The sequence below is a fragment of the Parasphingomonas halimpatiens genome, from assembly GCF_036663795.1.
Lineage (GTDB): Bacteria > Pseudomonadota > Alphaproteobacteria > Sphingomonadales > Sphingomonadaceae > Sphingomonas.
The window spans coordinates 19,604-44,648 of record NZ_JAXOJP010000021.1 but is presented as its reverse complement, the minus strand read 5'-3'; the positions used below and the strand labels follow the sequence as shown (position 1 = coordinate 44,648).

Genomic DNA, 25,045 nt, shown 5'->3' with positions numbered 1-25,045 from the left:
ACTCACGCTTCGCGCACGCCACCCGGGCCGAGGATCTGCACTTCGGGCACCGGCGTGATGAAGCGACCGCCCGCCTGCAGATAGGCCTCGTTCTTCTTCAGCAGGAAATCGAGGAAGTTCCAGGCCAACACCAGATAATAATCGGGCTGCTGCGCGACCGCATTCTCGTCGATGACGGGGATATGCGTGCCCGGCGTGACGCGACCGATCTTGAACTCGTTGACCTCGGTAACCGCCTGGACGAGGTCGGGGCCGATATCGGCATAGTTGAGCACGGTCGAACCCTTGACCGGCGCGCCCAGCCCGTAAACCGTCTTGCCCTCCGCCTTGAGCTTTTCGAGCAGCGTGCGCAGCTCGGCCATGTTGTGGCGGACGCGCGCGGCGAAGTCCTCATAGGTCTGCAGCTTGAACAGGCCGGCGGCTTCCTCGGCGGCGACCGCCGCGGCGACCGACGGGCTCTCCGCGATCGGATTCTCTTCGCGGTAGACATAGAGGATGAAACTGCCGCCATGGATCGGCGAGAACTCGACATCGCGGATCGCCAGGCCATGCGCCGCGAACAGCCGCCGCAGCGGGCCGACCGCATGGATGCAGCTATGCTCGTGGTAGAAATGGTCGAATTCATTGTGCTCGATCAGGTCGAGGCAATTGACGCCCTGCACCACGAACACCGTGTCGGGGCCCATCACCTCTTCCAGACCGGCGACGAAATCGTGCAGATCGGGGACGTGGTAGAACACCGCGGTCGCGGTAATCGCATTGGGCTTTACGCCGAGCTGCTTGAGCGACTTGCCGGTCTCATGGCACCAGAACTGGCGGAAGACGGTGACACCCTGATCGCGCGCCAGCAGGCCGGTGCGTTCGGACGGGTCGACCCCGAGCACGCGCATGCCCTGGCTGGCGAAAGCCTTGAGGAACGTCCCGTCGTTGCAGCCGACATCGATGACGAGATCATTCTCCTTGAGACCGATCTTCTCGACGATGTGCGGCGCAAGCTTCTTGAAGTGCGACACCACCGGCGCGTTGCGCCCGGTGATATAGGCATGGTCGTTGAAGAGCACCTCCTGCGACGGAAATTCGCTGATCTGCACCTGCCAGCAATTGTCGCAGACCATCATCGCCAGCGAGAAGCTGACCTCCTTGTCGAGCTCGTCGGCGTAGAGGAAACTGTTGCCGTTGGGCTGATCACCCAGGTCGATGAACTCGTGAAGCCGCGCTTCGCCACAATTCATGCACTTCACACGCTTCATGCTCATCCTCGCAAAAGCAATTCGATCCGAATCCCGGTCGCAGGGGCGCGATAGCGGATCGCAACCCCCACGTCTCTCCCCGCTTACCGACCGATCGGCTCGTAACCGATCATTCTAACGCCCTCGGCCTGTGCCGCCGACATCGGCCCGGCCGCAAAGCTGGGCGCGAGACGCGTGCCGGTAAGGCGCAACCGCAAACCGGCGCGCGCTTCCCGTAGTCGGATAAGCAGGCGCCTTACAAGATGATTGGGCACCAGCCCCGCCTGATAACGGATTGCCCAGCCCGAAAGACGCCACCAGCGCCGCGCGGCGAGCGACGCCACCCGCGGGTGCGCGGCGAGCAACCCATCGACGGTGTCGTACAGCCGTGCGCGGTCCTGCCGGCGCTCGGCGGCATTATCGTTCGACGCGCTGATCTGATTGTCGGGATGCTGGCGCACCAGCACCATGCCCCCGGCCGCATGCACCAGGCGCGCGCCGCCGAGCATCGCCCGCGCGATCAGTTCGAGATCTTCTGCAGTGCGCGTGGCCGTCGGATAGCCGCCGAGGCGGTCGAGCAGCGACCGCCGGATTACGCAGCACGGCACGAACAGCAACCAGCCGCGCAGGAACGCGTCGATCGGCGCGTCAGACACCGGCCCTTGCTGGTAGACCAGGCCATCGTAACGCGCCTCACCCTTGCCGAGCCACGCCTGGATCCACGGGCCGTAGGCAATATCCCCGCCGCTCGCCTCGAGCGCACGCACCTGGCATTCCATTTTGTCAGGGGTGCATAGGTCGTCACTGTCGAAGAACTGGATATAGTCGCCGGTGGCGATCGCCAGGCCGGCGTTGCGCGCCGCGCCCGGGCCGGCATTGTCCTGCTCGATCAGCCTTATGCGATCGCCGAGCGAGCGCAAAAAATCGACCGAACCATCGCTCGACCCATCATCGACGACGATGATCTCGTGCGGGGTCAGCGTCTGCCGTTCCATATTGGCGATGGTCTCGCCGATCATTCCCGCACGATTGTAATTGGGGATGATCACCGAAACGCGCGGCGCCGTCATCGTTCAGGCGGCGCCCTGTTCGACCAGTTCGCGGAAATAGGCGATCGTCTTGGTCAGCCCTTCGCGCAATTGAACCTTGGGCTCCCAACCAAGCTTTTCCCGCGCGATGGTGATGTTGGGCTGACGTTGCTTGGGATCGTCCGCCGGCAGCGGCAGGGTGGTCAGCTGCGAAGCCGTATCGACCTGCGCCAGCACCGCTTCGGCAAGTTCGCGCATCGAGAATTCGTTGGGGTTACCGATATTGACCGGCCCGGTGATCTCGGGCGGGCTTTCCATCAGCCGGATCAGCCCGTCGACCAGATCCTCGACATAGCAGAAGCTGCGTGTCTGCTGGCCATCACCGAAGATCGTGATCGGCTCGCCCTTCAGCGCCTGGACGACGAAGTTCGAAACGACGCGCCCGTCTGCCGGGTGCATGCGCGGGCCATAGGTATTGAAGATCCGCGCAACCTTGATCTCGAGATCGTGCTGGCGGTGATAGTCGAAGAACAGCGTCTCGGCGCAGCGTTTGCCCTCGTCATAGCAGGAGCGGATCCCGATCGGGTTGACGTGGCCCCAATAATCCTCGGTCTGCGGATGGACGTTCGGGTCGCCATAAACCTCGCTGGTCGATGCCTGCAGGATGCGGCAGCGCAACCGCTTGGCGAGACCCAGCATGTTGATCGCGCCGTGCACGCAGGTCTTGGTCGTCTGCACGGGGTCGTGCTGATAGTGCACCGGCGACGCCGGACAGGCGAGATTGTAGATCTCGTCAACCTCGACATAGACCGGGAAGCACACGTCGTGGCGCATGAATTCGAAGCGCGGATTGGCGTGGAGATGGTCGATGTTGCGCTTGGTGCCGGTATACATGTTGTCGAGGCAAAGCACCTCGTGCCCGGCATCGAGCAACCGGTCGCACAGATGCGAGCCGAGAAAGCCTGCCCCGCCGGTCACCAGAATACGCTTCCGGCTGCTATAAGTCCGCGCCATGATTTTTCCCTTCAGCTGCCGAGACCGCGCGCGTCGTCATGATGGTCGAGGAACCAGCGATAGGTTCCTGCCAGCCCCTCTTCGAGGCCATAACGATGGCGCCAGCCCAACGCATTGATCTTGCTCACGTCGACGAGCTTGCGCATCACCCCATCGGGCTTGCTCGCGTCGAATACCAGGTCGCCGTCGAAGCCGACGACGCGATTGACCGTCTCGGCGAGCTGGCGGATCGTTACCTCCTCGCCGCTGCCGACATTGACGATCTCCGGGTCGGAATAATGCTTCACCAGAAACACCAGCGCATCCGCCAGATCGTCGACATGAAGAAATTCGCGTTGCGGCCGCCCTGAACCCCAGATCGGCATGGTGGCGTCGCCCGCCAGCTTGGCGGTATGCGCCTTGCGGATCAGCGCCGGGATGACATGGCTCTGCTGCAGGTCGAAATTGTCGCCCGTACCGTAGAGGTTGGTCGGCTGCGCGGAGATGAAGTCGCAGCCATATTGCGCGCGATACCCCTGGGCGAGCTTGATCCCGGCGATCTTGGCGACGGCATACCATTCGTTGGTCGGCTCGAGCGGCCCCGACAGCAATGCGCTTTCCGGAATCGGCTGCGGGGCGTCGCGCGGATAGATGCAGGCCGAACCGAGGAACAGCAGCTTGCGCGTTTCATTGCGCCGCGCCGCCTCAATGACATTGGCCTCGATCATCATGTTTTCGTAGATGAACTCGCCGGGGAAATGGCTGTTCGCCCAGATGCCACCGACCCGCGCCGCGGCGAGGAACACGACATCGGGCTTGTTGGCCGCGAACCACGCCTCGACCTGGTCCTGGCGGCGCAGGTCCATCTCGGCGCGCCCGGCGCTGACCAGCGTACAGCCTTCGCTCGCCAGCCGGCGCACCAGCGCGCTACCGACCATCCCGCGATGGCCGGCGACGAAGACGCGCTTCCCCTGCAGATCGAACATCGCGTCGCTCAAGAGCCGGTCTTTCCTTCGCGCTTCATCGTCTCGACATCGGAACGGACCATCTCCGCAACCAGTTCCGGCAGCTTTACCGTTGCCGTCCAGCCGAGCTTTTCCTTCGCCTTGGCCGGGTTGCCGATCAGGATGTCGACCTCGGTCGGACGGAAGTAGCGCGGGTCGACCTTGACCAGTTCGCGGCCCGTCGCAGCGTCGCGACCGACCTCGTCGACACCCTCGCCGCTCCAGGCAATCTCGATAGCGACCTCGCGGAACGCCAGCTCGACGAATTCGCGCACGGTGCGGGTCTCGCCCGTCGCCAGCACATAATCGTCGGGCGTGTCCTGTTGCAGGATGCGCCACATGCCCTCGACATAGTCGCGCGCATGGCCCCAGTCGCGCTTGGCGTCCATGTTACCGAGATAAAGCGTGTCCTGCAGCCCGAGCGTGATCGCGGCGACGGCGCGCGTGATCTTGCGTGTAACGAAGGTTTCGCCGCGCAGCGGGCTTTCATGGTTGAAGAGGATGCCGTTCGAGGCGTGCATGCCATAACCCTCACGGTAGTTCACCGTGATCCAATAGGCGTAGAGCTTGGCGGCGGCATAAGGCGAGCGCGGATAGAAGGGTGTCGTCTCGCTCTGCGGTATCTCGCGCACCCAGCCGTAAAGCTCCGACGTCGACGCCTGATAGAAGCGCACCTTGTCGGTCATGTTGAGCAGGCGGATCGCCTCGAGCAGGCGCAGCGTGCCGATACCGTCGGCATTGGCAGTATATTCCGGCGTGTCGAAGCTGACCTGGACATGGCTCATCGCCGCGAGATTGTAGATCTCGTCGGGCTGCGTCTCCTGGACGATGCGGATCAAATTGGTCGAATCCGTCATGTCGCCATGGTGCAGCTTGAGCTTCACGCCCTTTTCGTGCGGATCCTCATAGAGATGATCGATTCGGCCGGTGTTGAACGACGACGAGCGGCGCTTGATGCCGTGCACCATATAGCCTTTGGCGAGCAGCAACTCGGCGAGATAGGCACCGTCCTGACCCGTAATGCCGGTAATGAGCGCCGTCTTGGTCACAGAAACCCCTTAAAGATGTGCCAGCACCGCTGGGAGCGGCCGCTGCATAGCGGCGCATGCTGCATTGCGATACAATATTCAGATGGTGCGCGTCACGCCGCGAGATGCCGGGCGGGCGCCGCGTCTTCCTCGGCCAAAGGCGGTGGTGGCGGTATCCTTCCCGGCCGCGCCATGATCGCGCAGCACGCCACCATCACCGCGAGGATCGCGGCGGTCCGCGCCGGATAATCGACCAGGCTGTGCGCCAGAATCACCGCCGAGCTGATCGTCGCCGCGCGTGGCAGCAAGCCACTGTCGCCATCGCGCCAGATCGCCACCGTCCGCCACGCCCACCAGCCGAGAAATGTGACGATCAGAATCGCCCCGGGAAGGCCGAGCTCGAGCACGAATTCGAGATAATCGTTATGGGCGTGGTTGACGAAAATCGCATCGACGGCGTGTGGATCCTCGAACGCCGGGAACACCGTGATGAAGCTGCCAAGACCGCTGCCGAACGGGAAGAAGCTGCCGATCGCGGCGAGCGTGTGCCGATAGAAGCCCAGCCGTGACGTCGGCCCCGCATCGAGCGAGGTCTTGGCATAGCCGGCCAGGATCGGACTGTTGAACGAAAGCGCGACGAACACGCCGACCAGCACCAGCGCGATCAGCGCGCCGATCAGCAGGACTCGACTGTCACGCCCGCGCCGCGCCAGAAAGTAGGAACCGAGCAACGTCGGCACGAGTAGCCCCAGCCCCGCGATCGAGCCATCGACGATCGCGCCGAGCAACAGCAGCACGCCCAGCGCGCCGAGTATGACCGTGTCTGCCGCCCAACCCTCGACCCGGCCGTCGCGCGCGCGCACCGTCGCGACAAGCGCCGCAAGAAACGGCACTGCGGTCAGCACCAGGGTCGCAAGGTGGTTGCTGTTGGCGAAAAAGCCGACCGGCTGACCGCGATTGGTGCTCGTATAGAGATAGAGCGGCGACGAGTCGCCGTTGACGAGCTGGATCAGGCCGATCAGCACCGACAGCGCGGCCATCACCGGCAGCGCAAGGGCGAAGCCGGCAAGGCTGCGATCGTCGGCGCGCACGACAAGCACGAACATGCCGGCTGCGACACTCACGCTCAGCAGGCTTGCCATCGTTGCGGCCGGGTCGATCGACAGCGGCAGCGGCGGCACCGGCGCGCCGATCAGGGTAAAGCCGCGCACCAGCGGCGCATGGCCGGGCAAGCTGGACCACAAGCCTGCCGGCAGCGGGACCATTTGTGCCAGCGCGACGAGCACGAAGGCCACGCCAAGCCAGATGAGCATGCGTTCGGCGAAGGTCGAAGCGCGCTGCAGCGGCCGCATGGCCGCAAAGAACAGCAGTCCCGCGCCGCCAAGTTGCAGCAGGAGATTGGGGATCACCCCCGCGGCGGTCGCGCCACCCAGGATGATCGCCGCGACGAGAAACCCGGGCAGCATGAGCGCGCGCGGCTCGAAGGACGGCACCAGCGCAGCGCGGCGCGACCGGCCTGACCGATGCGAGCGGCGCGATCGCGTTGATGTTGCCATTACGAGCCCTTCCTGATCGCAACGCGCGCGATCGTCACCGATCGCGACTGGGGAAAGGTTCCAAGGGTCGCTTCGATCGACAATAGCTGGGCGTTGCAACCTTCCGGCACGGTGAAATGGACCGCGTGTCCGCTTGCGCGGTCGCTGAGCCCCGCGATCGGCAGGTCGAGAATCGGCTTGTTGGCGGGCAGGCAAAGCAGTCGCCATCCCAGCGCTCCGCCATCGGCCACTTCGCCCGAGCCTTTCGCGACATAGTCGAGCGTATAGGTGCCGGGCTTGAGCAAGACCGTCTGGGACGCGAGCCTGGCGCTTTTCGCGCCGGGATAATCGAGGCGCAGGCCATTGCCGCGATCGATCCCGACCGAGGCGACATCGCCATCGTTGAACGTCCAGTTGAAGGGCTGCGGACCGGGCAGGCCGACGAAGGTGCCGTCATAGACCGACGCGACCTTGGTCAGGGCGTCCTGCGGCAGGAAGTTGATCCAGGCGAGATACGCACCGTCATAATCGCCGCGCCCGATCAGTTGCAGGATCAACCCGCCCTGCGCGCTGTCGGCACCGGCGCCGACCTTGCCGGCGGTTCCCGTGCTCAAACGAAAGATCCGCGCGGGATCGACGCCACGGGTCGTCAGATAACCGAGAAATTCGGTCCGCCACGACACGCCGCTCGCCAGCGCCGCGGCCAGCGGCTGCTCGGCGCGCGGCTGCCGCGCAATTTCCGCCAGCACCGGAAAATAGGCGTTGCGTTGCCCGACATCGACCGACATCAGCCGCTCGATCTGGCCGACCGCGGTCGCCAGATCGGTGCGCCCCAGCGCGTCCGCCATCAGCCAGACACGCGCCGAAGTCGCGCGCGGATCACGCCGGACGACTTCCTGCATGATCGGTCGGGCCGCGTCGCGGCGCCCGGTCAGCGTGTCTTCGAGCGCCTTCTGCGACAGCGCGTTGCGATCGAGCGGGCGTTGCGCCAACCGCGCGGCCGGAGCGCCGAGCGACGTCGGCGCGGTCGGACGCGCCTGTTGCGGATCGAGCATCGCGGCGGTCATCGCGCCGAGATAGCGCTTCTCCGTCTCGATCCGCGCAGCCTTTTGAAAGGCGTGGATCGCCGACGACAGCGCCATCGCCGCAATGGCAAGCGATATCGCCCCCGTAACAATCAATCGTGTCGTCCGACCAACCATTGCCATGTCCCGGGGTCCTGGCAATGTCGTCAGGACAGCTGAATGCGACGCGCACCGCCATCGTCGCCCGCGGTCAGGCCATATTTATAAGCGTCGCGACCATAGCCGTAACCATAGCCATAGCCATAGCCATAGCCGTAACCATAGGCGCTGGTCTTGGGATCGAACTTGGTCAGCACCGCACCGATGATATGCCCGCCGGTCGAACGCAGACGGTTGATCGTGTTGCTCACCGCCGGGCGACGAATCGCGCCCGACTGAACGACGAGCAGCGTGCCCTGACACATCGACGCGAGCAGCGGCGCGTCGGCCAGGCCGAGCACCGGCGGGGCGTCGATGATCACCATGTCGAAGCGCGACATCGCTTCGTCGAGGATCGCGCGCATGCGGTGGCTGGCGAGCAGCTCGGCCGGGTTGGGCGGCACGCGCCCAGACGACAGCAGGAACAGGTTCGCGCTGCGCGTCGCGCTGACATGCGAGACGAGACTCGAATCGCTGGTCAGCAACGCCGACAGGCCGACGGTCTTGGCCTTTTCGCTATCCTCGATGAAGAAGCTCGGTTTGCGCATGTCGGCGTCGATCAGCAGCACCGTGCGGTCGAGCCGCGCGAAGTTCTGCGCGATCGCATAGCAGGTGCTCGACTTGCCCTCGGCCGGCTGCGACGAGCTGACGAGCAGCGACTTGGGCGAACCGCCGCTGGTCGAGAACTGGATCGCCGCGCTGATCGAGAAATAGGCTTCCGACACCGGCGATTGCGGATCGGCGAGTTGCTCCGCGATCGTCTCGCCCTTGGCGACGACCGGAACCACGCCGAGCACGGGCACCTTCAGCTTCTGCTTGACGTCTTCCGGTGCCTTGACCGTGTCGTCGATGAACTCGATCAGATAGGCGAGTGCGATGCCGATGCCGAGGCCAAGGAACACCGCCAGAAAAACGTTCTTGAACAGGTTGGGCTGAAACGGGAAACCCGGCACGTCGGCACGATCAACAACCGACACCGTCGTCGCGCCGACCCCGCTGGCCACGCTGATGTCTTTCAGTTTCTGCAGCAGCGCATCATACACCGTCCGGTTGGTGTCGACTTCGCGCTGCAGGATGTTGAGCTTGATGCTGCGCTCCTGCGTGTCGAGCACGGCGCCCTTCAACTGGCCGACCCGCGCCTTGAGCGCGCTCTCGCGCGCCAGCGCGGCCGTATAGTCCGAACATACGCCGCTCGCGATGCCGCCGCCCTGCTGTCGCAGCTGCGTGTCGATCGCCGCGATCTGCGCGCGCAACTGCACCATTGCCGGGAACTCCGGCTTATACAGCGTCAACTTCTGGTCGTAATCGGCCTGCAGCTCGGACCGCTTGGTGCGCATCGCCTGCATCGCCGAATCGCGCTGGATCTCGCTACCCGACTGGCCCTGATGGCAGCGGGCCGCCGCAGCGATCCGGTCGCTCGTCGCCGCCGACAGGGCGGAGTTGATCGACACCATCGAACTGCCCTCGAGCGATGTGCCGCCGCCGCCGCCATTGCCGCCGGCCCCTTCGCCCGCACCGCCCGAGCCGGATTGCCCGACCATCACGATGCCCTGGCTCTGGGCATAGTTCACCACCGCCGCTTCGGACGTCTCGAGCGTCTTCTTGGTCGCTTCGAGGCGGCTCTGGAGGAACTGCCGCGCATAGGCGGTCTGGCCGAACTTGCGTTCGAGCTGCGAGGCGATGAACGCGTCGCCAAACGCATTGACGATGCGCGCCGCGCGTGTCGGGTCGCGATCGACATAGGACAGGTTGATCAGACGGCTGCCGACCACCGGGTTGACCGAATAATTGGCCGAGACGAAGCCGGTCGCTGCCCGCTCGCGCTGCTCGAGGCTCATGCGCGCCGGCGCGATCGTCGGGTCGTTGGCGAGGTTGAGCTGTCGCACGACGCGCTCGGTCAGCGAGCGGCTCTTGAGCAGACCATATTGCGTCGCGAGGAACGCCGGGTCGCGCTGCACGACGGGCTCGGTGTTGGCGCGCTGGATCAGCTCGGACTGCGGCTGGGTGATTTCGAGCGAGGAATTGGCGCGGTACAGTGGCGTCGTCATCAGGCTGAGACCGAACGCCGCCAGCACCGAAACGAGCGTCACCGCGAGAATCAGCCAGCGCCAGCGGAACAGGACACGCCACACATCGCGCAGGTTGAAACCGCCGGAATCACCCTCGAGCGCATCGACGTCGAACATCGTCGGCCCGAGCGCCGGCTGGAGATTCTGTCCGATCGGCGCAATCGCGCCGCCTCGGCCACGCTCGGCGATATCGGGTACGGTCCCGCTATAATCGTTCATCGAAGTTGAGACCTGATTTTCTAGAAGGGCCGGAACAGCGCGGCGATCGGCAACGCCTGAACAACGTTCTTGAACGCCTTGCTCGCGCCATTGCCGTCAACGACGATGATGTCGTTGCTGTAGACTTGCGGGTCGGGCGCCTTGCCGCGCCGGATATCGGTGAGGTCGAACGCGGCCGCTTGGCGCACGCCGGCGATCTTGCGGAAAATGACCACGCGGCGCGGGTTGCCGTCGTCGGTCACGCCCTTGGCGGTCGCGATCGCCTGGATCAGCGTGGTGTCCGCGCCGATGGCGTAGAGGCCGGGCTGCGCGACCGATCCATCGACCGTGATTCGCTGGCTCTGTGCCGTTTTGAGCACGACCTGGACCTTCGGGTCGCGCAGATAGGTCGCCTGGAGCTTCTGGGTCAGCACCGTCGCGACCTGATCGCTGGTCTGGCCCTGGACCGCGACGTCACCGACCAGCGGCAACTTGATCCGCCCGACGCTGTCGACGGTATAGTCGCCGCTGAACTCCGATACGCCATAGACCGAGACGTTGAGAACGTCCGCCGGGCCGAGGTGGTAGTCGTTGGTCGGCGCGATATCGGTCGGGATATCGGGTTTCGCCAGCGGATCCGTCGCATAGGCGACCGGCCCGCCACGCGTCGCGCAGCCCGACAGCGCCATCGCCACACCGGCCATCACGACCCATGCCGACAACCGCCGCCACACCTGATTCGTCCCGCTGGTACGCATATCACCCTAGCTCCAACATCTCGGCCATCTCCTAACGACCGCACCGCATGAATCAAGCGATGATCCCCTTTATCGGCATCGCCGACCGAATGTCGGCGCTGATCCGGCCCTGCCCCCTTCCTATCGTTCGACAAACTCGGCATAGCACCGGCGGGCATCGGGGGTTGCCTTTGGTTCGTCGGCCGCAAGGTCAATACGGGGAAGCTATGCGGATCGCCATTTGCACGACACCGTTCGTGCCCAATATTGGCGGCATCGAAAATCTGTCGGAAATGACCGCCGATGCGCTTGGCCGCGGCGGTGACGACGTGACGGTGCTGACGCTGCAACCCGGCGGGCCGATGCCCGATCGCGCCTATCGCCTGATCCGGCGGCCGAGCTTCGCGGCTGCCTTCGCGATCTGTCGCGGCGCCGATGCCGCGATCATGCCCAATATCGGGCTGAAACTCGCACCGGCGGTGCTCGCCGCCGGTACGCCGCTGTTCGTATGGCATCAGCATGAGTATCGCGACCCGGCCATGCCGCTGCGCAAGCTGACACCGTCGCAACAGGTGAAGCGGCTGCTGATCGAATATCGCGTGCGCGCCAATCTGGGCTGCAGCGATTTCATTACCGATCGGCTGCCCGACCGGCGACCCCGGCTCACCCTGCCCAATCCCTATGACGCCAGCCTGTTCCATATCGACACGACGGTGGCGCGCGATCGCGATCTCGTCGTGGTCGGCCGGCTCGTTCCCGAAAAGGGCTGCGATGTCGTGCTGCGCGCCATGGCGTTACCCGGCGGCCCGCTTGGCACGGCGCGGCTGTCGGTGGTGGGCGACGGCCCGGCGCGCGGGCAGTCTGAAGCGCTCGCCATGACGCTTGGGATCGCCGACCGGGTCGAGTTTCTCGGCGCGCAGACGGGCGAAACGCTGCGTCGCACGCTCAACGCGCATCGCGTGATGATCGTCCCGTCGGTCTGGGCCGAGCCGTTCGGCATCGTCGCGCTGGAGGGGCTGGCGAGCGGTTGCGCGATGGTCGTCTCGGATATCGGCGGGCTGCCGCAGGCGATCGGCGCGTGCGGCCGTACCTTTACGCCGAACGACCCGGCCAGCGCCGCCGCCGCCATCGCGGCGGCGCGCGCCGACCCGGTCGACCCGGCGCAGCCCGATCGCGTCGCACATCTTGCCCGCCATACCGCAGAGGCGATCGCCGCACAGTTGCGCGCGACCATCGCCAAATTCGCCGCGCGTTAGCCACCAATCCTGCCATGGCGATCTCTTCGCGGCGAAACGCCTTTCTGGGTTGGCGCGCCTCCGCGCAACGGATACGGGCGACATCTTCATGGACCGTGTCGGGTCCGCCCCGGACAGCCAGCCGCCAGAAGAGCGATGAAATCGGGCCCCAGTGATCAACCAGAAAGGCTGCCATGACGTCTGTCGGGCAAACGCGGCGTAATTTTGCCACCACCGTGATCGGCTTCGTCCTGTCGATCGGGATCGGGATCTGGTTCACGCCCTTCCTCGTCCACCAGCTGGGCCCGGCCGCCTATGGCCTGATCCCGCTGGCGACGACGATCGTCTCCTATTTCAGCATCATCACCCAGACGTTGAGTGCCTCGCTCAACCGCAATCTGACCTTCGCGCTCGAACATAACGATCCCGAACGTGCCAGCGTCGCCTTCGGCTCGGCCCTGGCCGGTGCCGGCGCCCTCGCCTTCCTCCTCGCCGTCCCGCTCGCCGGCGTGGCGTGGTTCTCGACCAGCCTGTTCGACGTACCGCCCGGCGCGGAAACGGCGACGCGGCTGTTGTTCGCCTTCGTCGCCGCGGCGTTCGTGCTGTCGGTCCTCTCGACGCCGTTCCAGGGCATCATCTTCAGCCGCAACCGGCTCGATCTCAGCAACATCTCGGCCGCCATCCAGACGATCACGCGCGTTGCGCTGACGATCGCCCTGTTCGTCGCCTTCACCGCCACCGTCGTCAACGCCGCGACCGCGATCCTCGCCAGCGCGGTCATCGGCATCGTGCTGAGCATGGTGTTCGCACGGCGCGCAGCGCCGCATCTCGCCTTCTTTACCTTCGCTTATGAGGCAAAGGAGTTCCGCTCGATCTCGGGCATCGCCTCCAAGGTGCTGATCATGCAGATCGGTACCATCCTCGTCGGCAGCTCGGAACTGGTGCTCGCCAACAAGCTGTTCGGCGCGCATCTCGCCGGTCATTACGCCGCAGTCAGCCAATGGTCCCTGTTCCTGCGCAACGGCGCGACATCGGTCGCCGTGCTGTGCGTGCCGACCATCCTGACGCTCTATGCGCGGTCGCAACCGCGCGAACTGGTCAGCTATACCCGTACCGCGATGAAGTTCATGGCGATCTGCGTCGCGCTCCCGGCGGGTTATCTGTGCGGCCTGTCGGATCAGATCCTGCATGTCTGGCTCGGACCCGATTTCGTCAGCTACTGGCCGTTGATGGTGGTGCAGATCGCGCCGATCGCGATCACCTCCACGGTGGTGCCGCTCTATACCATTTCGCTCGCGGCGGACCGGGTGATGCTGTCGGGGCTGATCCAGTTGGTCACCGGCGCGATCGGCGTGGCCATCGCGCTGCTCATCGGCGCACACAGCGCGCTCGGCATTCTCGGCGTGGCCGGCGCGGTCGGCCTCAGCCTGGCGATCAAGGAACTGGTCTTCCTCATCCCCTATGCCGCGAGCAATATCGAGCAACCGCGCGCGACCTTCTATCCGCCGATGCTGGTCGCCGCCGCGTTGTTCGGCATTTCCTGCGTCGGCGCGATCGCGATCGGCAAGCTTTTCGTGTTTCACGACATGCTGGGGCTCGCCATCGCCGGCTTCAGCCTCGCGATCGGCTATTGCGTCGCGGCCTATTTCCTTCTCGACCGCGACGAGCAGGCCATGGTGCGCGCCTTCGTCTCGACGCGCACCATCAAGGCCGGCGGCGCCTGACGCTCATGCCCCTTCGGGCGGGACGAGATTCGCCCAGCGCGCCCATTGCGCCGTCAGCGCCATGCCCGACGCCAGGTCGTAGACCGGCGCATAGCCAAGCACGGTGCGCGCGCGGTCGATGCGATATTCGGTCGTGCTGGCATAATAGTCGATCATCATCGGCGGAATAAGCTCGACCGGCAGATCCGGCGCACGCGCTTCGGCCGCGCTTGCCGGCGCGGCATCGGTCGCGCTTCCCGCGCGTCGCTTGCTGATCATGCCATAGGCGGGGCGCACGAGCGGCAGCGCGCCGGCCGCGCGCTTGAAGCCCGGGCTCGCCTTCAACGCTGCGAGACCTTCGCCGACCACGGCACGCATCGCCGCGCGCATCAACTTGCCCTTGGCGCCGCGCATCTCCGCACGGCTCATCTCGACGAGCCGCTCGACGCCGAGCATCGCTTCATAGGATTCGTAGAATTGCCGCCAGGTGACCCGGTCCGGCCCCTTGATGATGAAGGTTTCCGGCGGCCCTGCCGGGCGCTGCGCGGCGAGGAGGATCGCCTGGATCACGTCATCGACATAGGCTGCCGCGCAAACCCCGCGCCCGCCATCGATCAGCGCGAGCCGCGATGTCTTGAGCAGGGCCAGCGGGTAGAGCGTAAACGCCGGCCCATAGGGTCCGTAGATCACCCCGAGCCGCAACGTCGTCGCGGCCAGCCCGGAACGGCCATGCTCCTCGGCGATAGCTTGTTCGGCGTCGCGCTTGTCGATCGCATAGGGCCATTTCCACATCCGCCGGACGGCATAATTCTCATCGACTTCGGCCGGTGTATCCGCGCCGAACGAGACGATCGTCCCGAGATTGACGAAATGTCGCACTCCGGCTTCACCCGCGGCCGCGGCCAGCGTGCGCGTGCCCTCGACCGTGACGCGACGTTGCTCGGCAAGGTCGCCATGCGAGCCGAACGCGCAGTGGAACACATAGTCGACGCCCTCGAGCGCCGCGCGCATCGCTGCCTGATCGGTCAGCGCGCCGGTGACGAACGACGCACCGGCCGCCGCGGCGCGATAGGCGCCGCTGCCGGTCGAGGTGCCGCGCACCAAGGTCCGCACCTTCATGCCGTACTGGCCGACGAGGATCTCGATCAACCGCCCGCCGATGAAGCCGGTGCCGCCCGTGACCAGCGCGGTCCGCCCCTGCATTGCGTCGGTCATGCCGCCACCGGCATGGCGATGGGGCGCGCCCAGGGAAATGACATGGGCGTAGCCCCCGCATAGCAACGCTCGATCAGCGCGACGATGTCGCGGCCTGCCGCGCCATCGGCCAGCGGCGCGCGGTCGTCCTGGATCGCGCCGGCGAAGTCGTCGAGCTGATCAGCCATCAACTGCGGAAAATCGAATGTCGCGCCATCGACGTCGCCGGTCAGCGAAAGGGGTCCGCCGCGCGGGCCGACCGAAAGCCCGGCACCGATCAGCGGCGCGACCACCGTGCCGTTGGTGCCCTCGATGCGAATCATGTTGTTCATCGTAACTGTTCGGCTCAGTTCGATGATCCCGGTCGCGCCCGACGCCATCGTGCAGTCGATCCGGCAATTGCCCTCCAGACCGAAAGCCGAATCGATCTGGCATTGCAGCGCATCGACCGGCCCCAGCAGCCAGGTCAGCGCGTCGAGATCGTGGCAGCCATTGCACATCAGCACGCCGCCGCCACTCTCGCGCGCGCTCAACATGTAGAGTGACTGACCCGCCCAGGCGTCGCCGACCCCGCTGACGATGTGAATGCGCTCGATTCGCCCGAGCATGCCCGAATCGACCAGCTGCTTGAGATAGCGCGAGGACGGCGCATAGCGTCGTACCATCGCCACGCCGACCTTGCGGCCGACCCTGGCCGCCGTCGCCAGCATGGCGTCGCAATCCGCCAGCGTCGTGGCGAGCGGCTTTTCGATCAGGATATGAAGACCGCGTTCGAGCAGGAGCTCGGTCGCCTGGCGGTGGATGTGATGCGGCAGCGCAACACAGGCCGCGTCGGCGTGATCGGAAGCCGCCGCAATGTCGGTCGCGACATGGGCGATGCCGAAACGCGCCGCGAGCGCGCGCGCGCGCGCCTCGTCGCGATCGATCAGGACGGTGAACTCGACCTTGTCGGCCAGGCGAGCACCGGGCAAATGGCCCAGCTCGGCAATCGCGCCGCAACCGACCATCGCCATCCGGACGCGGCTCATGCACCAGCTCCGATCGGGTTCCACAGTGTCGGGACGCGCGACCAGCGCGCGGAAACAGGTTTTTCCACGCGAAGCCCCTTAACGGGCCGCCGATAATTTGCCAGAGGGTTTGCCGTCCTTTGACCGCCACAGATATTTTGTCGGTGCGACAGAAGTTCGGTTCGACAAGAGATTGAGATCGAAGTGTTTGAGAAGTTTCGCCGCAAGGCGGTCGCGCCAGCCATCATCACCGCACCCAGCGGACCGGCGGACGCGCGCGCTTATGCGATCGGCGACGTTCATGGCCGGCTCGACCTGTTGCGCAACCTGCTCGAACAGATCGAGGCCGACAGCCGGGCGAACCCCTGTGAACGCGAATATATCGTCTTCGTCGGCGATCTGATCGACCGCGGCCCCGATTCGCACGGCGTGATCGATTTGCTGCTTCGCAGCAAAAAATATCTGCCCCATCCGGTGTTCCTGATGGGCAATCACGAAGAGATGATGCTGCGCGTCCTCGACAAGCCCGACGAGAAGTTTCGCGACTGGCTCACTTATGGTGGTTATGAGTGCGCGCAGAGTTACGGCGTCGAGGTCGGCCGACTGGCGGCGATGGACGTCGAGCATGCAGCGGCGTTGGTCAATGCGGCCATCCCGTCGGAACATCGCGCATTCATCGCCAGCTTTGCCGACAGCTTCCGCTTTGGGGATTATGTCTTCGTTCACGCGGGCATCCGCCCGGGCGTACCGCTCGACGCTCAGTCGACCCGCGACCTGCGCTGGATTCGCGAGGACTTTCTCGACAGCACCGTCGCGCACCCGTTCGTCGTGGTGCACGGTCACACCATCACATCCGCACCCGACGAACAGCCCAACCGAATCGGGATCGATACCGGCGCCTATGCCTCCGGCGTCTTGACCGCGATCCGCATCGAAGGCACGACACGAAATTACCTTCAGGCGCAGGTCTGAAAGAAACTTTTTACCCTTTGTGGTGTTTAGGCCACTCATGCGAAACCGTTGTGCAAGCGCGAGCGTTTTCGGGTGGACAAGGCGGAGGGGGCAAGCTATTTCCCCTCCTGTGAGCCTACTTCGACGCGGTTCAGGAGGAGACTGATAATGAAATTTTCGCGGGTAACCGCCGCCCTTATAGTGGCGAGCCTTTCTGCACCGGCATTCGCAGGTGCCGATCAGGCCATTGGCAAGCTGACCTCGGCCGATCAGGGCACGTTCGTCGCTCGTGACGGCAAGCTGGTTCCGGCATTCGCCGGTCAGCAGCTGTTCGTCGGCGATCGTATCGTGACGCGCGGCAAGGCAAGCGCTCGGGTTCAGTCGCAGGGCTGCAGCTACACCGTTGCGCCGACCTCGATGCTTTCGGTCGCTGGTTGCGGCTCGTCGGCCAAGTCGTTCGCGGCTGGTGGCGATGACGACAGCAGCGGCGCTGGCGAAGGCGGTTCGGGCGGTTCGGGTTACGTGATCGGCGGCCTTGCGCTGCTGGCCGTTGCCGGCGGCGTGATCGCTGCGACCAGCAACAGCAGCTCGAAGCCGGCCAGCCCGTAAGGCTCTTCGGTTTATCGGATAGAGGGGGCCGGGCGAAAGCTCGGCCCTTTTTTTATGTGCCGTCCCGCAATGGGACAGTGACGCACGCGTGTCGCTACGCCGCGCCTTCCTGCGCGACGTACCAGCCGACGGTCGCGGCCAGCCCTTCTTCGAACGATCGCGCCGGGCGCCATTCCAGTTCGGCCTCGATACGCGCTGGATCGATCGCGTAGCGCCGGTCATGGCCGCGCCGGTCGGCAACGAAGCGAATCAAATCTCGCCGCCTCATCCCGGGACGCGGCACCCGCGCATCGAGCAGGTCGCAGATCATCGTCACCACGGCGATATTGCGCTGCTCCTCGCGCGCGCCGATCGCATAGGTCCGCCCTGGCTCGCCTTGCCGCAGCACGAGGTCGAGCGCGCGTGCATGATCCTCGACATGCATCCAGTCGCGCACATTCTCACCATCGCCATAAACCGGCACTGGCTCGCCGCGCAGTGCCCGTGTGATCGTCAGCGGAATGAGCTTTTCGGGATGCTGGAACGGCCCGTAATTGTTCGAACAGTTGGTCAGCAAGACCGGCAGGTCGTAGCTTCGCGCCCAGGCGCGCACGAGATGGTCCGCCGCCGCCTTGGACGCGGCATAAGGGGAGGACGGCCGATAAGGCGAATCCTCGTCGAAAGAACCCGAATCATAAGGGAGGTCGCCGAACACCTCGTCGGTCGACACATGCAGAAACCGGAAACGCTCCTGCCCCACTCCGTCCAGGCCACGCCAATGATCGAGCACCGCTTCGAGAAGATGGTAGGTCCCGGTGATGTTGGTGGCGATGAACTGGCCCGCATCGGCGAGCGAGCGATCGACATGGCTCTCTGCGGCAAGGTGCATCACCGCATCGATTCGCTCCTCCGCCAGCAGGCTCGCCACCAGCGGCCGATCGTCAATATCACCCTGAACGAAACGATAGTTGGGCGCTGCGGCAACGCCGACCAGTGCCGTCGGCGAGGCGGCATAGGTCAGCTTGTCGAGATTGACGACGCGCGTGCTGCCATCCGCCACCAGCAGGCGACAGACCGCCGAGCCGATGAAGCCGGCACCGCCGGTTACCAAGACCGTGCGTTCGACCGGCCTCGCGTTCACGCCGCAGCCGCGCACCGGTTGAGATAGGCGGCATAGTCGGTACGCCCCATCGCTGCGGCGCGGGCGAGCACGGCGGCGCGGTCGAGATAGCCATGGTCCAACGCGATCTCCTCCGGGCAGGCGATCTTGATGCCCTGGCGCCGCTCGATCGCGCGCACGAACGACGAGGCGTCGTGCAGGCTGTCGTGCGTGCCGGTGTCGAGCCACGCATAACCGCGCCCGAGCTTGTCGATGTCAAGCGAATCGGTCGCCAGATAGGCGTCGAGCAAATCGACGATCTCGAGTTCCCCTCGAGGCGACGGGCCAAGGCGACGCGCGATCTCGACGACGCGCGAATCGCAGAAATAGAGTCCGGTCACCGCCCAGGAGGATGTCGGGGCTACCGGCTTCTCCTCGATCGACCGGGCGCGCCCGTCATCGTCGAACGTCACGACGCCGTAGCGCTCGGGATCGTCGATCCGATAGGCGAATGCCGTGGCGCGCCCCGCTTCGGCCCGCGCCATCGCCGCGCGGCATTTGCGCGCCAGGCCATCGCCGTGAAAGATGTTGTCGCCCAGGATCATCGCGCAGGCGTCGCCATCGAGAAATTGCTCGCCGACCAGAAAGGCCTGCGGCAAGCCGCCCGGCGCGGGCTGTTCCGCGTAGGACAGGTTGATGCCGAAGGCCGATCCGTCGCCGAGCAGCAGTCGGAACATCGGCAGGTCGCGCGGGGTCGAGATGACCAGGATGTCGCGAATGCCAGCGAGCATCAATACCGACAACGGATAGTAGATCATCGGCTTGTCGAACACCGGCAGCAGCTGCTTCGAGATCGCCAGCGTCGCCGGATAGAGCCGCGTGCCGCTGCCCCCCGCGAGAATGATACCCTTCATGTGTCCCGGCCCGTCGCTATCCCGGAGTCCGGGCTAGCGTCGAATGGTTAACGAAGCAGATCGACCGCAAAGGCGCGCACGGCGGGGCCGATGTCGTCGCGCCCCACCGCCACGGCGAGATTGGCCTGCACATAGCCGGCCTTGTCGCCGCAATCGTAGCGCTGCCCATCGAAGGTCAGGCCGTGAAAGGGTTGGTCGCCGATCATCCGCGCCATCGCATCGGTCAACTGGATCTCGTTGCCCGCACCAAGTTCCTGCGTTTCGAGCACGCGCATCACCTCGGGCTGGAGAATGTAACGACCGATCACCGCGAGGTTCGACGGCGCCGTTCCCGCCTTGGGCTTCTCGACCAGACCCTTCACCTCGGTCAGCGCACCGTTGCGCGTGCCGGGCGTGATGACGCCGTACTTGTCGGTCTGGTCGTCGGCGACGATCTGCGCGCAGATCATGTTGCCGCCGACCTGCATATAGGCGTCGACCATCTGCTTGAGACAGCCCGGATTGCCGACCATGAAATCGTCGGCGAGCAGCACGGCAAAGGGCTCGTCGCCGACAATGTCGCGGGCGCACCACACGGCATGCCCCAGCCCCATCGGCTCCTGCTGGCGGACATAGGCCACCGCGCCAGGCTTGAGGCGGGTCTGGTGGAGCAGCTCCATCGACTTGCCGCGATGCGCCATCGTCGTCTCGAGCTCATAGGCGATGTCGAAATGGTCCTCGATCGCCGACTTGCCGCGCCCGGTGACGAAGATCATCTGCTCGATCCCGGCTTCCAGCGCCTCATCCACGGCGTACTGGATCAGCGGGCGATCGACCACCGGGAGCATTTCCTTGGGCAGCGCCTTGGTCGCGGGCAGGAAGCGGGTTCCGAGCCCACCGACCGGGAACACGGCTTTGCGCAGCGGCTTGATCGTCATGCGGGAATAGTCCTCCGGAAAGTCCGCCGCGATTAGCCGCTCAGGCGTGCAGCCACAAGCGCAAGCCCCAGGCGACCACGCCGAGCGCGACGACGCTCATCGCCCAGATCGCCGCCATCCAGCCCAGACGCTTCCACAGCGGAGCGGCATCGGCCTCCATCAATGGTAACCCGTCGCGCCGGCCTTGCCCCGGAACACCCAATAGGACCATCCGCTATAGGCGAGGATGATCGGGATCATGATGCCGGCGCCGACCAGCATGAACAGCTGCGAACTCGCCGGCGACGCCGCCGCCCAGATCGTCACCTGATTGGGCACGATGTACGGATACATGCTGATTCCGAGCCCGACAAAGCACAGCGCGAACAGCGCGAGGACCAGCAGGAACGGCGCATATTCCGCCTTGCGCCCCAGCGCGCGCCAGAACAGCAGGCCCAGCACGCCGACCAGCAAGGGCACCGGCGCGGTCAACAATACGCCCGGCATGGCGAGCCAGCGTGAATAATAATCGTGCGTCAGGAACGGCGTCGCCGCGCTGACGGCAACGATCGCTGCCAGCGTCACCGCGCCAAAGCGGCGCGCGATGCGGTAAGCGTGGCGCTGCGCCTCCCCTTCCGCCTTGGCGATCAGCCAGCAGCTGCCGAGCAGCGCATAGCCGGCGACCACGCTGCCGCCGGTGAGCAGGCTGAACGGGGTCAGCCAGTCGAGCCAGCCGCCGCCATAGCCGCGCCCGGCGACCTTGATACCCTGCAGCAGCGCGCCGAGCGTGATGCCCTGCGCCAGCGCGGCGACGACCGAGCCGGCGGTGAAGGCGAAATCCCAAAAGCTGCGATGGCGCGGGTCGCGCCAGCGGAACTCGAACGCGACGCCGCGAAAGACGAGGCCGAGCAGCATCGCGATGATGGGCGGGTAGAGCGCCGGCATGACGATGGCGAAGGCCAGCGGAAACGCCGCCATCAGCCCGCCGCCGCCGAGCACCAGCCAGGTCTCGTTGCCGTCCCATACCGGCGCGATCGCGTTCATTGCCTGGTCGCGCTCGTCGCCCACCGCGAAGTGCGGGAAAATGATGCCGATGCCGAGGTCGAAACCGTCGAGCACGACATAGGCGAACACCGCAAAGGCGATGATGAACGCCCAGACCGTGGCGAGATCCATGTCGACGCTCATAGTTGCTGCCCCGCCGGGGTGATGCCCGCGGTGCGGATCGGCGAGTCGTCGAGCGCGGACTCGCCGGTCTCGACGCCCTTGTTGATCAGCTTGAGGATGTACCAGGTGCCGAAGCCGAACACCGCGAAATAGACGCAGACGAACGCGATCAAGGAGGCGCCGACGGCGGGCGCGGCGAGCGGCGACACGCTCGCCTGTGTGCGCAGCAAGCCATAGACCGTCCAGGGCTGACGCCCCGATTCGGTCGTCACCCAGCCCGCGATCACCGCGACGAAGCCGGCCGGCCCCATCACCAGCGCGGCACGGTGCAGCCAGCGCCAGTCGTAGAGCTTGCCGCGAGCGCGCGCCACGAGGCTCCACAGGCCCAGACCGAAGATCGCCAGGCCGAGCCCGACCATGATGCGAAACGACCAGAACACGATCGCCACCGGCGCCCATTGGTCGCGCGGGAAATCCTTGAGTCCCGGGAGCGGCGCGTTGGGATCATGCTTGAGGATCAGCGAGCCGACATGCGGCACCTCGACCTTGTAGCGCACGCGCCCTTCGGCGTCGCTCGGCAGCCCGAACAGCACCAGCGGCGCACCGCTCGGGCTGGCGTCGTAATCGCCTTCCATTGCCAGCACCTTGGCCGGCTGGTGCTCGAGCGTATTGAGGCCCTGCATGTCGCCCGCCGCGATCTGGATCGGCGCGACGAGCGCCGCCATCCACATCGCCATCGAGAAGATCGTCCGCGCGTGCCGGTCGGCCGGATTCTTGAGCAGATGCCACGCCCCGGTCGCGCCGACGACCAGCGAGGTCGTGAGGTAAGCGCCGATGACGGTATGGACGAGGCGATAGGGAAAGCTCGGGTTGAAGATCACCTTGAGCCACGATCCCGCCATGACGAACTGGCCCTGCGCGTTGATCGCATAGCCGGTCGGCGTCTGCATCCAGCTGTTGGCCGAGAGGATCCAGAAGGCCGAGATGAAGGTGCCGACCGCGACCACGCAGGTCGCGGCGAAGTGCAGCTTGCGGCCGACCTTCTTCATCCCGAACAGCATCACGCCGAGGAAACCCGCTTCGAGGAAGAAGGCGGTGAGCACCTCATAGGCCATCAGCGGCCCGAGGATCGGCCCGGTCTTGTCCGAGAACACCGCCCAGTTGGTGCCGAACTGATAGGACATGACGATGCCCGACACGACGCCCATCGCGAAGGCAACGGCGAAGATCTTGAGCCAGAAATGGTAGATGTCGAGGAAGCGCTGCTTGCCGGTCTTCAACCACAAGCCTTCGAGCACCGCGAGATAACTCGCCAGCCCGATCGAGAAAGACGGGAAGATGAAATGGAAACTGACCGTGAACGCGAACTGCGCGCGCGCCAAGCTTACCGGGTCGAACGAGTCGAACATGGCGGCGCTCTGCGCCCGCGACATTAACCGCGCAAGTGCGCGCAGCGCATACGCGCTTGCGGCAATCGCTACTTCGCTGGTGGTGCCGTGGCGGGCGCCGGCTGTTGCGCTTGTTGCTGCATCCGCATGAGCTCGGCGCGGGTCTTCCAGTCGATCAGCTCGATGTCGAACACCAGCACCGAGTTGGCCGGGATCGGCCCGCTCGCCTGATCACCATAACCGAGGCTCGGCTTGATCCACACGCGATACTTCGCGCCGCGCGCCATCAGCGTCAGCGCTTCGGAAAAGCCCGGCACGACGTCGGAAATCGCCATGGGCGTCGGCCGCTCGCTCTGGTCGAACACCGTGCCGTTGGTCAGGCTGCCCTTGTACATGATCAGCACGACATCGTCGGTGGTCGGGCGCACCGCTTCGCTGCCTGGAGTCAGGACCTTGTACTGCAGGCCGGAAGGGGTTTCGACCACCGTATGATCGGCGCTCCGGTTCTGCGCCATAAACAGCGCGGCCGGATCGGCGGCGACGGGCGCGGATTGCGCCGCGAGCGCCGACGGCAATACCACCGCCATCGCGAGCACCATCAACGAACGCGCACGGATCACGGCTTCTTCACGGCTCCGGGGGGCGGTGCAGCACCAGCAGCACCAGCGCCCTGCGCCTGCATCTGCTGCAACATTTGCATCTGGCGGATCTCGGCCTCTGACTTCCAGTCGAGCAACTCGAGATCGAACACCAGCACCGAATTAGCCGGGATCGGGCCCGTCACCTTGTCGCCATAGCCCAGCACCGGTGGCATCCAGACGCGGTACTTGGCGCCCTTAGGCATCAGCTTGATCGCTTCGGAGAAGCCTGGGATGACGCGCTTGAGCGACATCGGCGTCGGCTGCTGCGAGGCGTCGAAGGTCGTGCCGTTCTCCAGCTTGCCTTCATAGTTGACCAGCACGACATCGGCGTCGGTCGGTTTCGCTGCGCCGGCACCCGGCTTGAGCACCTTGTACTGCAAGCCCGAAGCCGTCTCGACGATGCTGCTGTCGGCGCCGCGATTGTGGCGCAGGAATACCGCGGCGGGATCGTTGTAGGCCTTCCACGCCTTCGCGCCATAGGTCGCGCCGAATGTGCCGAGCACACCCAGCACGATGCCGAGGAGGATGTAGAGCAGCGGCTGATAACGCCCGGTCGTGGTGTCGGCGGGGCGCCGTGCGACGGGCGGCGGGGTCGTGGCCATCAGCGGTCGCCCTGCGGCGCGGCGCCAGGAGGACCGCCGGCGGGAGCGCCGCCCTGCTGCTGCATCATCTGCTGCATCGCCTGAATCTGGCGAATTTCGGCCTCTGACTTCCAGTCGAGCAGCTCGAAATCGAACACCAGCACCGAATGCGCCGGGATCGGCCCGGCTGCCTTGTCGCCATAGGCAAGGCTAGGCTTGACCCAGAAGCGGTACTTGGCGCCCTTGGTCATCAGTTTGAGCGCTTCGGCGACGCCGGGGACGATGCCCTTGACGGGCATCGGCGTCGGCTGCTGCGACGCATCGAAGGTGGTGCCGTTGATCAGCTTGCCCTCGTAGTTGACCAGCGTAACATCCGCATCGGTCGGGTGCGCATCACCGGCACCAGGCTTGATCACCTTGTAGAGCAGGCCGCTGGCGGTCGTCTGGACAGTCGCGTCGCCGCGGCGCACCTTGGCCAGCGCGACCGCGACCTCGTCCTGCGGTGCCTGCCATGCCAGCGCCACGGCCGCGATCACCGCCAGCGCGATGCCCAGCCACAGATACACCAGCACGCTCCGCCGGACGGGTTGCAGCGGGACGGCGGTGACGGTCGACATGGGAGCACTCCACGCGGGAG

24 protein-coding genes are annotated in these 25,045 nt (G+C 65.4%); 4 read left to right on the top strand and 20 right to left on the bottom strand.

Annotation, left to right across the window (positions count from 1 at the left end):
• Positions 1 to 2: 2 nt before the first annotated feature.
• The 9 genes from U1839_RS18345 to U1839_RS18305 all read right to left on the bottom strand — a co-directional run bounded on the left by U1839_RS18345 (position 3) and on the right by U1839_RS18305 (position 11,065).
• A complete protein-coding gene (locus U1839_RS18345) occupies positions 3 to 1,250 on the bottom strand; it encodes a methyltransferase domain-containing protein (RefSeq protein ID WP_332805026.1) in 1,248 nt (415 codons plus the stop codon).
• 83 nt (positions 1,251 to 1,333) lie between these two features.
• On the bottom strand, positions 1,334 to 2,299 hold the full coding sequence (locus U1839_RS18340; protein WP_332805025.1) for a glycosyltransferase family 2 protein: 966 nt from the start codon (positions 2,297 to 2,299) through the stop codon (positions 1,334 to 1,336).
• 3 nt (positions 2,300 to 2,302) lie between these two features.
• Positions 2,303 to 3,271 carry a UDP-glucuronic acid decarboxylase family protein gene (locus U1839_RS18335; RefSeq protein WP_332805024.1) on the bottom strand — a complete coding sequence of 323 codons (969 nt, stop codon included), beginning with the start codon at positions 3,269 to 3,271 and terminating at the stop codon, positions 2,303 to 2,305.
• 11 nt (positions 3,272 to 3,282) lie between these two features.
• Complete coding sequence (fcl, locus tag U1839_RS18330) at positions 3,283 to 4,248, bottom strand: GDP-L-fucose synthase (protein ID WP_332805023.1); 966 nt, start codon at positions 4,246 to 4,248, stop codon at positions 3,283 to 3,285.
• Positions 4,245 to 5,303 carry a GDP-mannose 4,6-dehydratase gene (gmd, locus tag U1839_RS18325; protein ID WP_332805022.1) on the bottom strand — a complete coding sequence of 353 codons (1,059 nt, stop codon included), beginning with the start codon at positions 5,301 to 5,303 and terminating at the stop codon, positions 4,245 to 4,247. Before gmd ends, fcl begins: the two co-directional genes overlap by 4 nt.
• A 92-nt stretch (positions 5,304 to 5,395) precedes the next feature.
• Positions 5,396 to 6,775 (bottom strand): O-antigen ligase family protein, encoded by a 1,380-nt coding sequence (locus U1839_RS18320; protein WP_332805021.1) that lies wholly within the window; start codon positions 6,773 to 6,775, stop codon positions 5,396 to 5,398.
• Between the two features lie 62 nt (positions 6,776 to 6,837).
• Positions 6,838 to 8,025 carry a hypothetical protein gene (locus U1839_RS18315; RefSeq protein ID WP_332805020.1) on the bottom strand — a complete coding sequence of 396 codons (1,188 nt, stop codon included), beginning with the start codon at positions 8,023 to 8,025 and terminating at the stop codon, positions 6,838 to 6,840.
• Positions 8,026 to 8,048: 23 nt separating this feature from the next.
• Positions 8,049 to 10,328, bottom strand: a complete 2,280-nt coding sequence (locus U1839_RS18310) for a GumC family protein (RefSeq protein WP_332805019.1) — start codon at positions 10,326 to 10,328, stop codon at positions 8,049 to 8,051.
• Positions 10,329 to 10,348: 20 nt separating this feature from the next.
• Positions 10,349 to 11,065 (bottom strand): polysaccharide biosynthesis/export family protein, encoded by a 717-nt coding sequence (locus tag U1839_RS18305; RefSeq protein ID WP_332805018.1) that lies wholly within the window; start codon positions 11,063 to 11,065, stop codon positions 10,349 to 10,351.
• 206 nt (positions 11,066 to 11,271) lie between these two features.
• Between U1839_RS18305 and U1839_RS18300 the strand changes: the two genes are divergently transcribed.
• Positions 11,272 to 12,300, top strand: coding sequence for a glycosyltransferase family 4 protein (locus U1839_RS18300; protein WP_332805017.1), 1,029 nt, complete (start codon positions 11,272 to 11,274; stop codon positions 12,298 to 12,300).
• Positions 12,301 to 12,515: 215 nt separating this feature from the next.
• Positions 12,516 to 14,003, top strand: coding sequence for a lipopolysaccharide biosynthesis protein (locus U1839_RS18295; protein ID WP_332805016.1), 1,488 nt, complete (start codon positions 12,516 to 12,518; stop codon positions 14,001 to 14,003).
• A 3-nt stretch (positions 14,004 to 14,006) separates the two neighbouring features.
• On the opposite strand, the gene U1839_RS18290 is transcribed toward U1839_RS18295, so the two are convergent.
• Together U1839_RS18290 and U1839_RS18285 are read right to left on the bottom strand one after the other, a co-directional pair.
• Positions 14,007 to 15,197 (bottom strand): NAD-dependent epimerase/dehydratase family protein, encoded by a 1,191-nt coding sequence (locus tag U1839_RS18290; protein WP_332805015.1) that lies wholly within the window; start codon positions 15,195 to 15,197, stop codon positions 14,007 to 14,009.
• A complete protein-coding gene (locus U1839_RS18285) occupies positions 15,194 to 16,204 on the bottom strand; it encodes a Gfo/Idh/MocA family protein (RefSeq protein ID WP_332805014.1) in 1,011 nt (336 codons plus the stop codon). Before U1839_RS18285 ends, U1839_RS18290 begins: the two co-directional genes overlap by 4 nt.
• A 183-nt stretch (positions 16,205 to 16,387) precedes the next feature.
• On the opposite strand from U1839_RS18285, the gene U1839_RS18280 reads away from it, so the two are divergent.
• Positions 16,388 to 17,155 carry a metallophosphoesterase family protein gene (locus U1839_RS18280; RefSeq protein WP_332805013.1) on the top strand — a complete coding sequence of 256 codons (768 nt, stop codon included), beginning with the start codon at positions 16,388 to 16,390 and terminating at the stop codon, positions 17,153 to 17,155.
• Between the two features lie 147 nt (positions 17,156 to 17,302).
• Positions 17,303 to 17,743 (top strand): FecR family protein, encoded by a 441-nt coding sequence (locus U1839_RS18275; protein WP_281128561.1) that lies wholly within the window; start codon positions 17,303 to 17,305, stop codon positions 17,741 to 17,743.
• A gap of 94 nt (positions 17,744 to 17,837) precedes the next feature.
• On the opposite strand, the gene rfbB is transcribed toward U1839_RS18275, so the two are convergent.
• From rfbB to U1839_RS18230, 9 genes are all read right to left on the bottom strand, one after another.
• Positions 17,838 to 18,863: a dTDP-glucose 4,6-dehydratase gene (gene rfbB, locus U1839_RS18270; protein ID WP_332805012.1), complete on the bottom strand. Its 1,026-nt coding sequence runs from the start codon at positions 18,861 to 18,863 to the stop codon at positions 17,838 to 17,840.
• Positions 18,860 to 19,735: a glucose-1-phosphate thymidylyltransferase RfbA gene (gene rfbA, locus U1839_RS18265; RefSeq protein ID WP_332805011.1), complete on the bottom strand. Its 876-nt coding sequence runs from the start codon at positions 19,733 to 19,735 to the stop codon at positions 18,860 to 18,862. The genes rfbB and rfbA overlap by 4 nt, the downstream gene beginning before the upstream one ends.
• Before the next feature lie 47 nt (positions 19,736 to 19,782).
• Positions 19,783 to 20,652 (bottom strand): UTP--glucose-1-phosphate uridylyltransferase GalU, encoded by an 870-nt coding sequence (gene galU / locus U1839_RS18260; protein WP_332805010.1) that lies wholly within the window; start codon positions 20,650 to 20,652, stop codon positions 19,783 to 19,785.
• A 40-nt stretch (positions 20,653 to 20,692) separates the two neighbouring features.
• On the bottom strand, positions 20,693 to 20,812 hold the full coding sequence (locus U1839_RS18255; RefSeq protein ID WP_281128557.1) for a DUF2474 domain-containing protein: 120 nt from the start codon (positions 20,810 to 20,812) through the stop codon (positions 20,693 to 20,695).
• Positions 20,812 to 21,819 (bottom strand): cytochrome d ubiquinol oxidase subunit II, encoded by a 1,008-nt coding sequence (gene cydB, locus U1839_RS18250; RefSeq protein ID WP_332805009.1) that lies wholly within the window; start codon positions 21,817 to 21,819, stop codon positions 20,812 to 20,814. The genes U1839_RS18255 and cydB overlap by 1 nt, the downstream gene beginning before the upstream one ends.
• The gene (locus U1839_RS18245) at positions 21,816 to 23,207 is read right to left on the bottom strand and encodes a cytochrome ubiquinol oxidase subunit I (protein ID WP_332805008.1); all 1,392 of its coding nucleotides are present in this window, start codon (positions 23,205 to 23,207) and stop codon (positions 21,816 to 21,818) included. Before U1839_RS18245 ends, cydB begins: the two co-directional genes overlap by 4 nt.
• Positions 23,208 to 23,275: 68 nt before the next feature.
• Positions 23,276 to 23,806: an FKBP-type peptidyl-prolyl cis-trans isomerase gene (locus U1839_RS18240; protein WP_443030637.1), complete on the bottom strand. Its 531-nt coding sequence runs from the start codon at positions 23,804 to 23,806 to the stop codon at positions 23,276 to 23,278.
• Complete coding sequence (locus U1839_RS18235) at positions 23,803 to 24,429, bottom strand: FKBP-type peptidyl-prolyl cis-trans isomerase (RefSeq protein ID WP_332805007.1); 627 nt, start codon at positions 24,427 to 24,429, stop codon at positions 23,803 to 23,805. The genes U1839_RS18240 and U1839_RS18235 overlap by 4 nt, the downstream gene beginning before the upstream one ends.
• Positions 24,429 to 25,025 (bottom strand): FKBP-type peptidyl-prolyl cis-trans isomerase, encoded by a 597-nt coding sequence (locus U1839_RS18230; RefSeq protein WP_332805006.1) that lies wholly within the window; start codon positions 25,023 to 25,025, stop codon positions 24,429 to 24,431. The genes U1839_RS18235 and U1839_RS18230 overlap by 1 nt, the downstream gene beginning before the upstream one ends.
• Between the last annotated feature and the right edge of the window lie 20 nt (positions 25,026 to 25,045).

Coding starts and splice junctions, on each gene's coding strand:
- U1839_RS18345 (WP_332805026.1), bottom strand. CDS start 1,250: ATGAAGCGTGTGAAGTGCATGAATTGTGGCGAAGCGCGGCTTCACGAG.
- U1839_RS18340 (WP_332805025.1), bottom strand. CDS start 2,299: ATGACGGCGCCGCGCGTTTCGGTGATCATCCCCAATTACAATCGTGCG.
- U1839_RS18335 (WP_332805024.1), bottom strand. CDS start 3,271: ATGGCGCGGACTTATAGCAGCCGGAAGCGTATTCTGGTGACCGGCGGG.
- U1839_RS18315 (WP_332805020.1), bottom strand. CDS start 8,025: ATGGCAATGGTTGGTCGGACGACACGATTGATTGTTACGGGGGCGATA.
- U1839_RS18310 (WP_332805019.1), bottom strand. CDS start 10,328: ATGAACGATTATAGCGGGACCGTACCCGATATCGCCGAGCGTGGCCGA.
- U1839_RS18305 (WP_332805018.1), bottom strand. CDS start 11,065: ATGCGTACCAGCGGGACGAATCAGGTGTGGCGGCGGTTGTCGGCATGG.
- U1839_RS18300 (WP_332805017.1), top strand. CDS start 11,272: ATGCGGATCGCCATTTGCACGACACCGTTCGTGCCCAATATTGGCGGC.
- U1839_RS18290 (WP_332805015.1), bottom strand. CDS start 15,197: ATGACCGACGCAATGCAGGGGCGGACCGCGCTGGTCACGGGCGGCACC.
- U1839_RS18285 (WP_332805014.1), bottom strand. CDS start 16,204: ATGAGCCGCGTCCGGATGGCGATGGTCGGTTGCGGCGCGATTGCCGAG.
- U1839_RS18275 (WP_281128561.1), top strand. CDS start 17,303: ATGAAATTTTCGCGGGTAACCGCCGCCCTTATAGTGGCGAGCCTTTCT.
- rfbA (WP_332805011.1), bottom strand. CDS start 19,735: ATGAAGGGTATCATTCTCGCGGGGGGCAGCGGCACGCGGCTCTATCCG.
- galU (WP_332805010.1), bottom strand. CDS start 20,652: ATGACGATCAAGCCGCTGCGCAAAGCCGTGTTCCCGGTCGGTGGGCTC.
- U1839_RS18255 (WP_281128557.1), bottom strand. CDS start 20,812: ATGGAGGCCGATGCCGCTCCGCTGTGGAAGCGTCTGGGCTGGATGGCG.
- cydB (WP_332805009.1), bottom strand. CDS start 21,819: ATGAGCGTCGACATGGATCTCGCCACGGTCTGGGCGTTCATCATCGCC.
- U1839_RS18245 (WP_332805008.1), bottom strand. CDS start 23,207: ATGTTCGACTCGTTCGACCCGGTAAGCTTGGCGCGCGCGCAGTTCGCG.
- U1839_RS18235 (WP_332805007.1), bottom strand. CDS start 24,429: ATGGCCACGACCCCGCCGCCCGTCGCACGGCGCCCCGCCGACACCACG.
- U1839_RS18230 (WP_332805006.1), bottom strand. CDS start 25,025: ATGTCGACCGTCACCGCCGTCCCGCTGCAACCCGTCCGGCGGAGCGTG.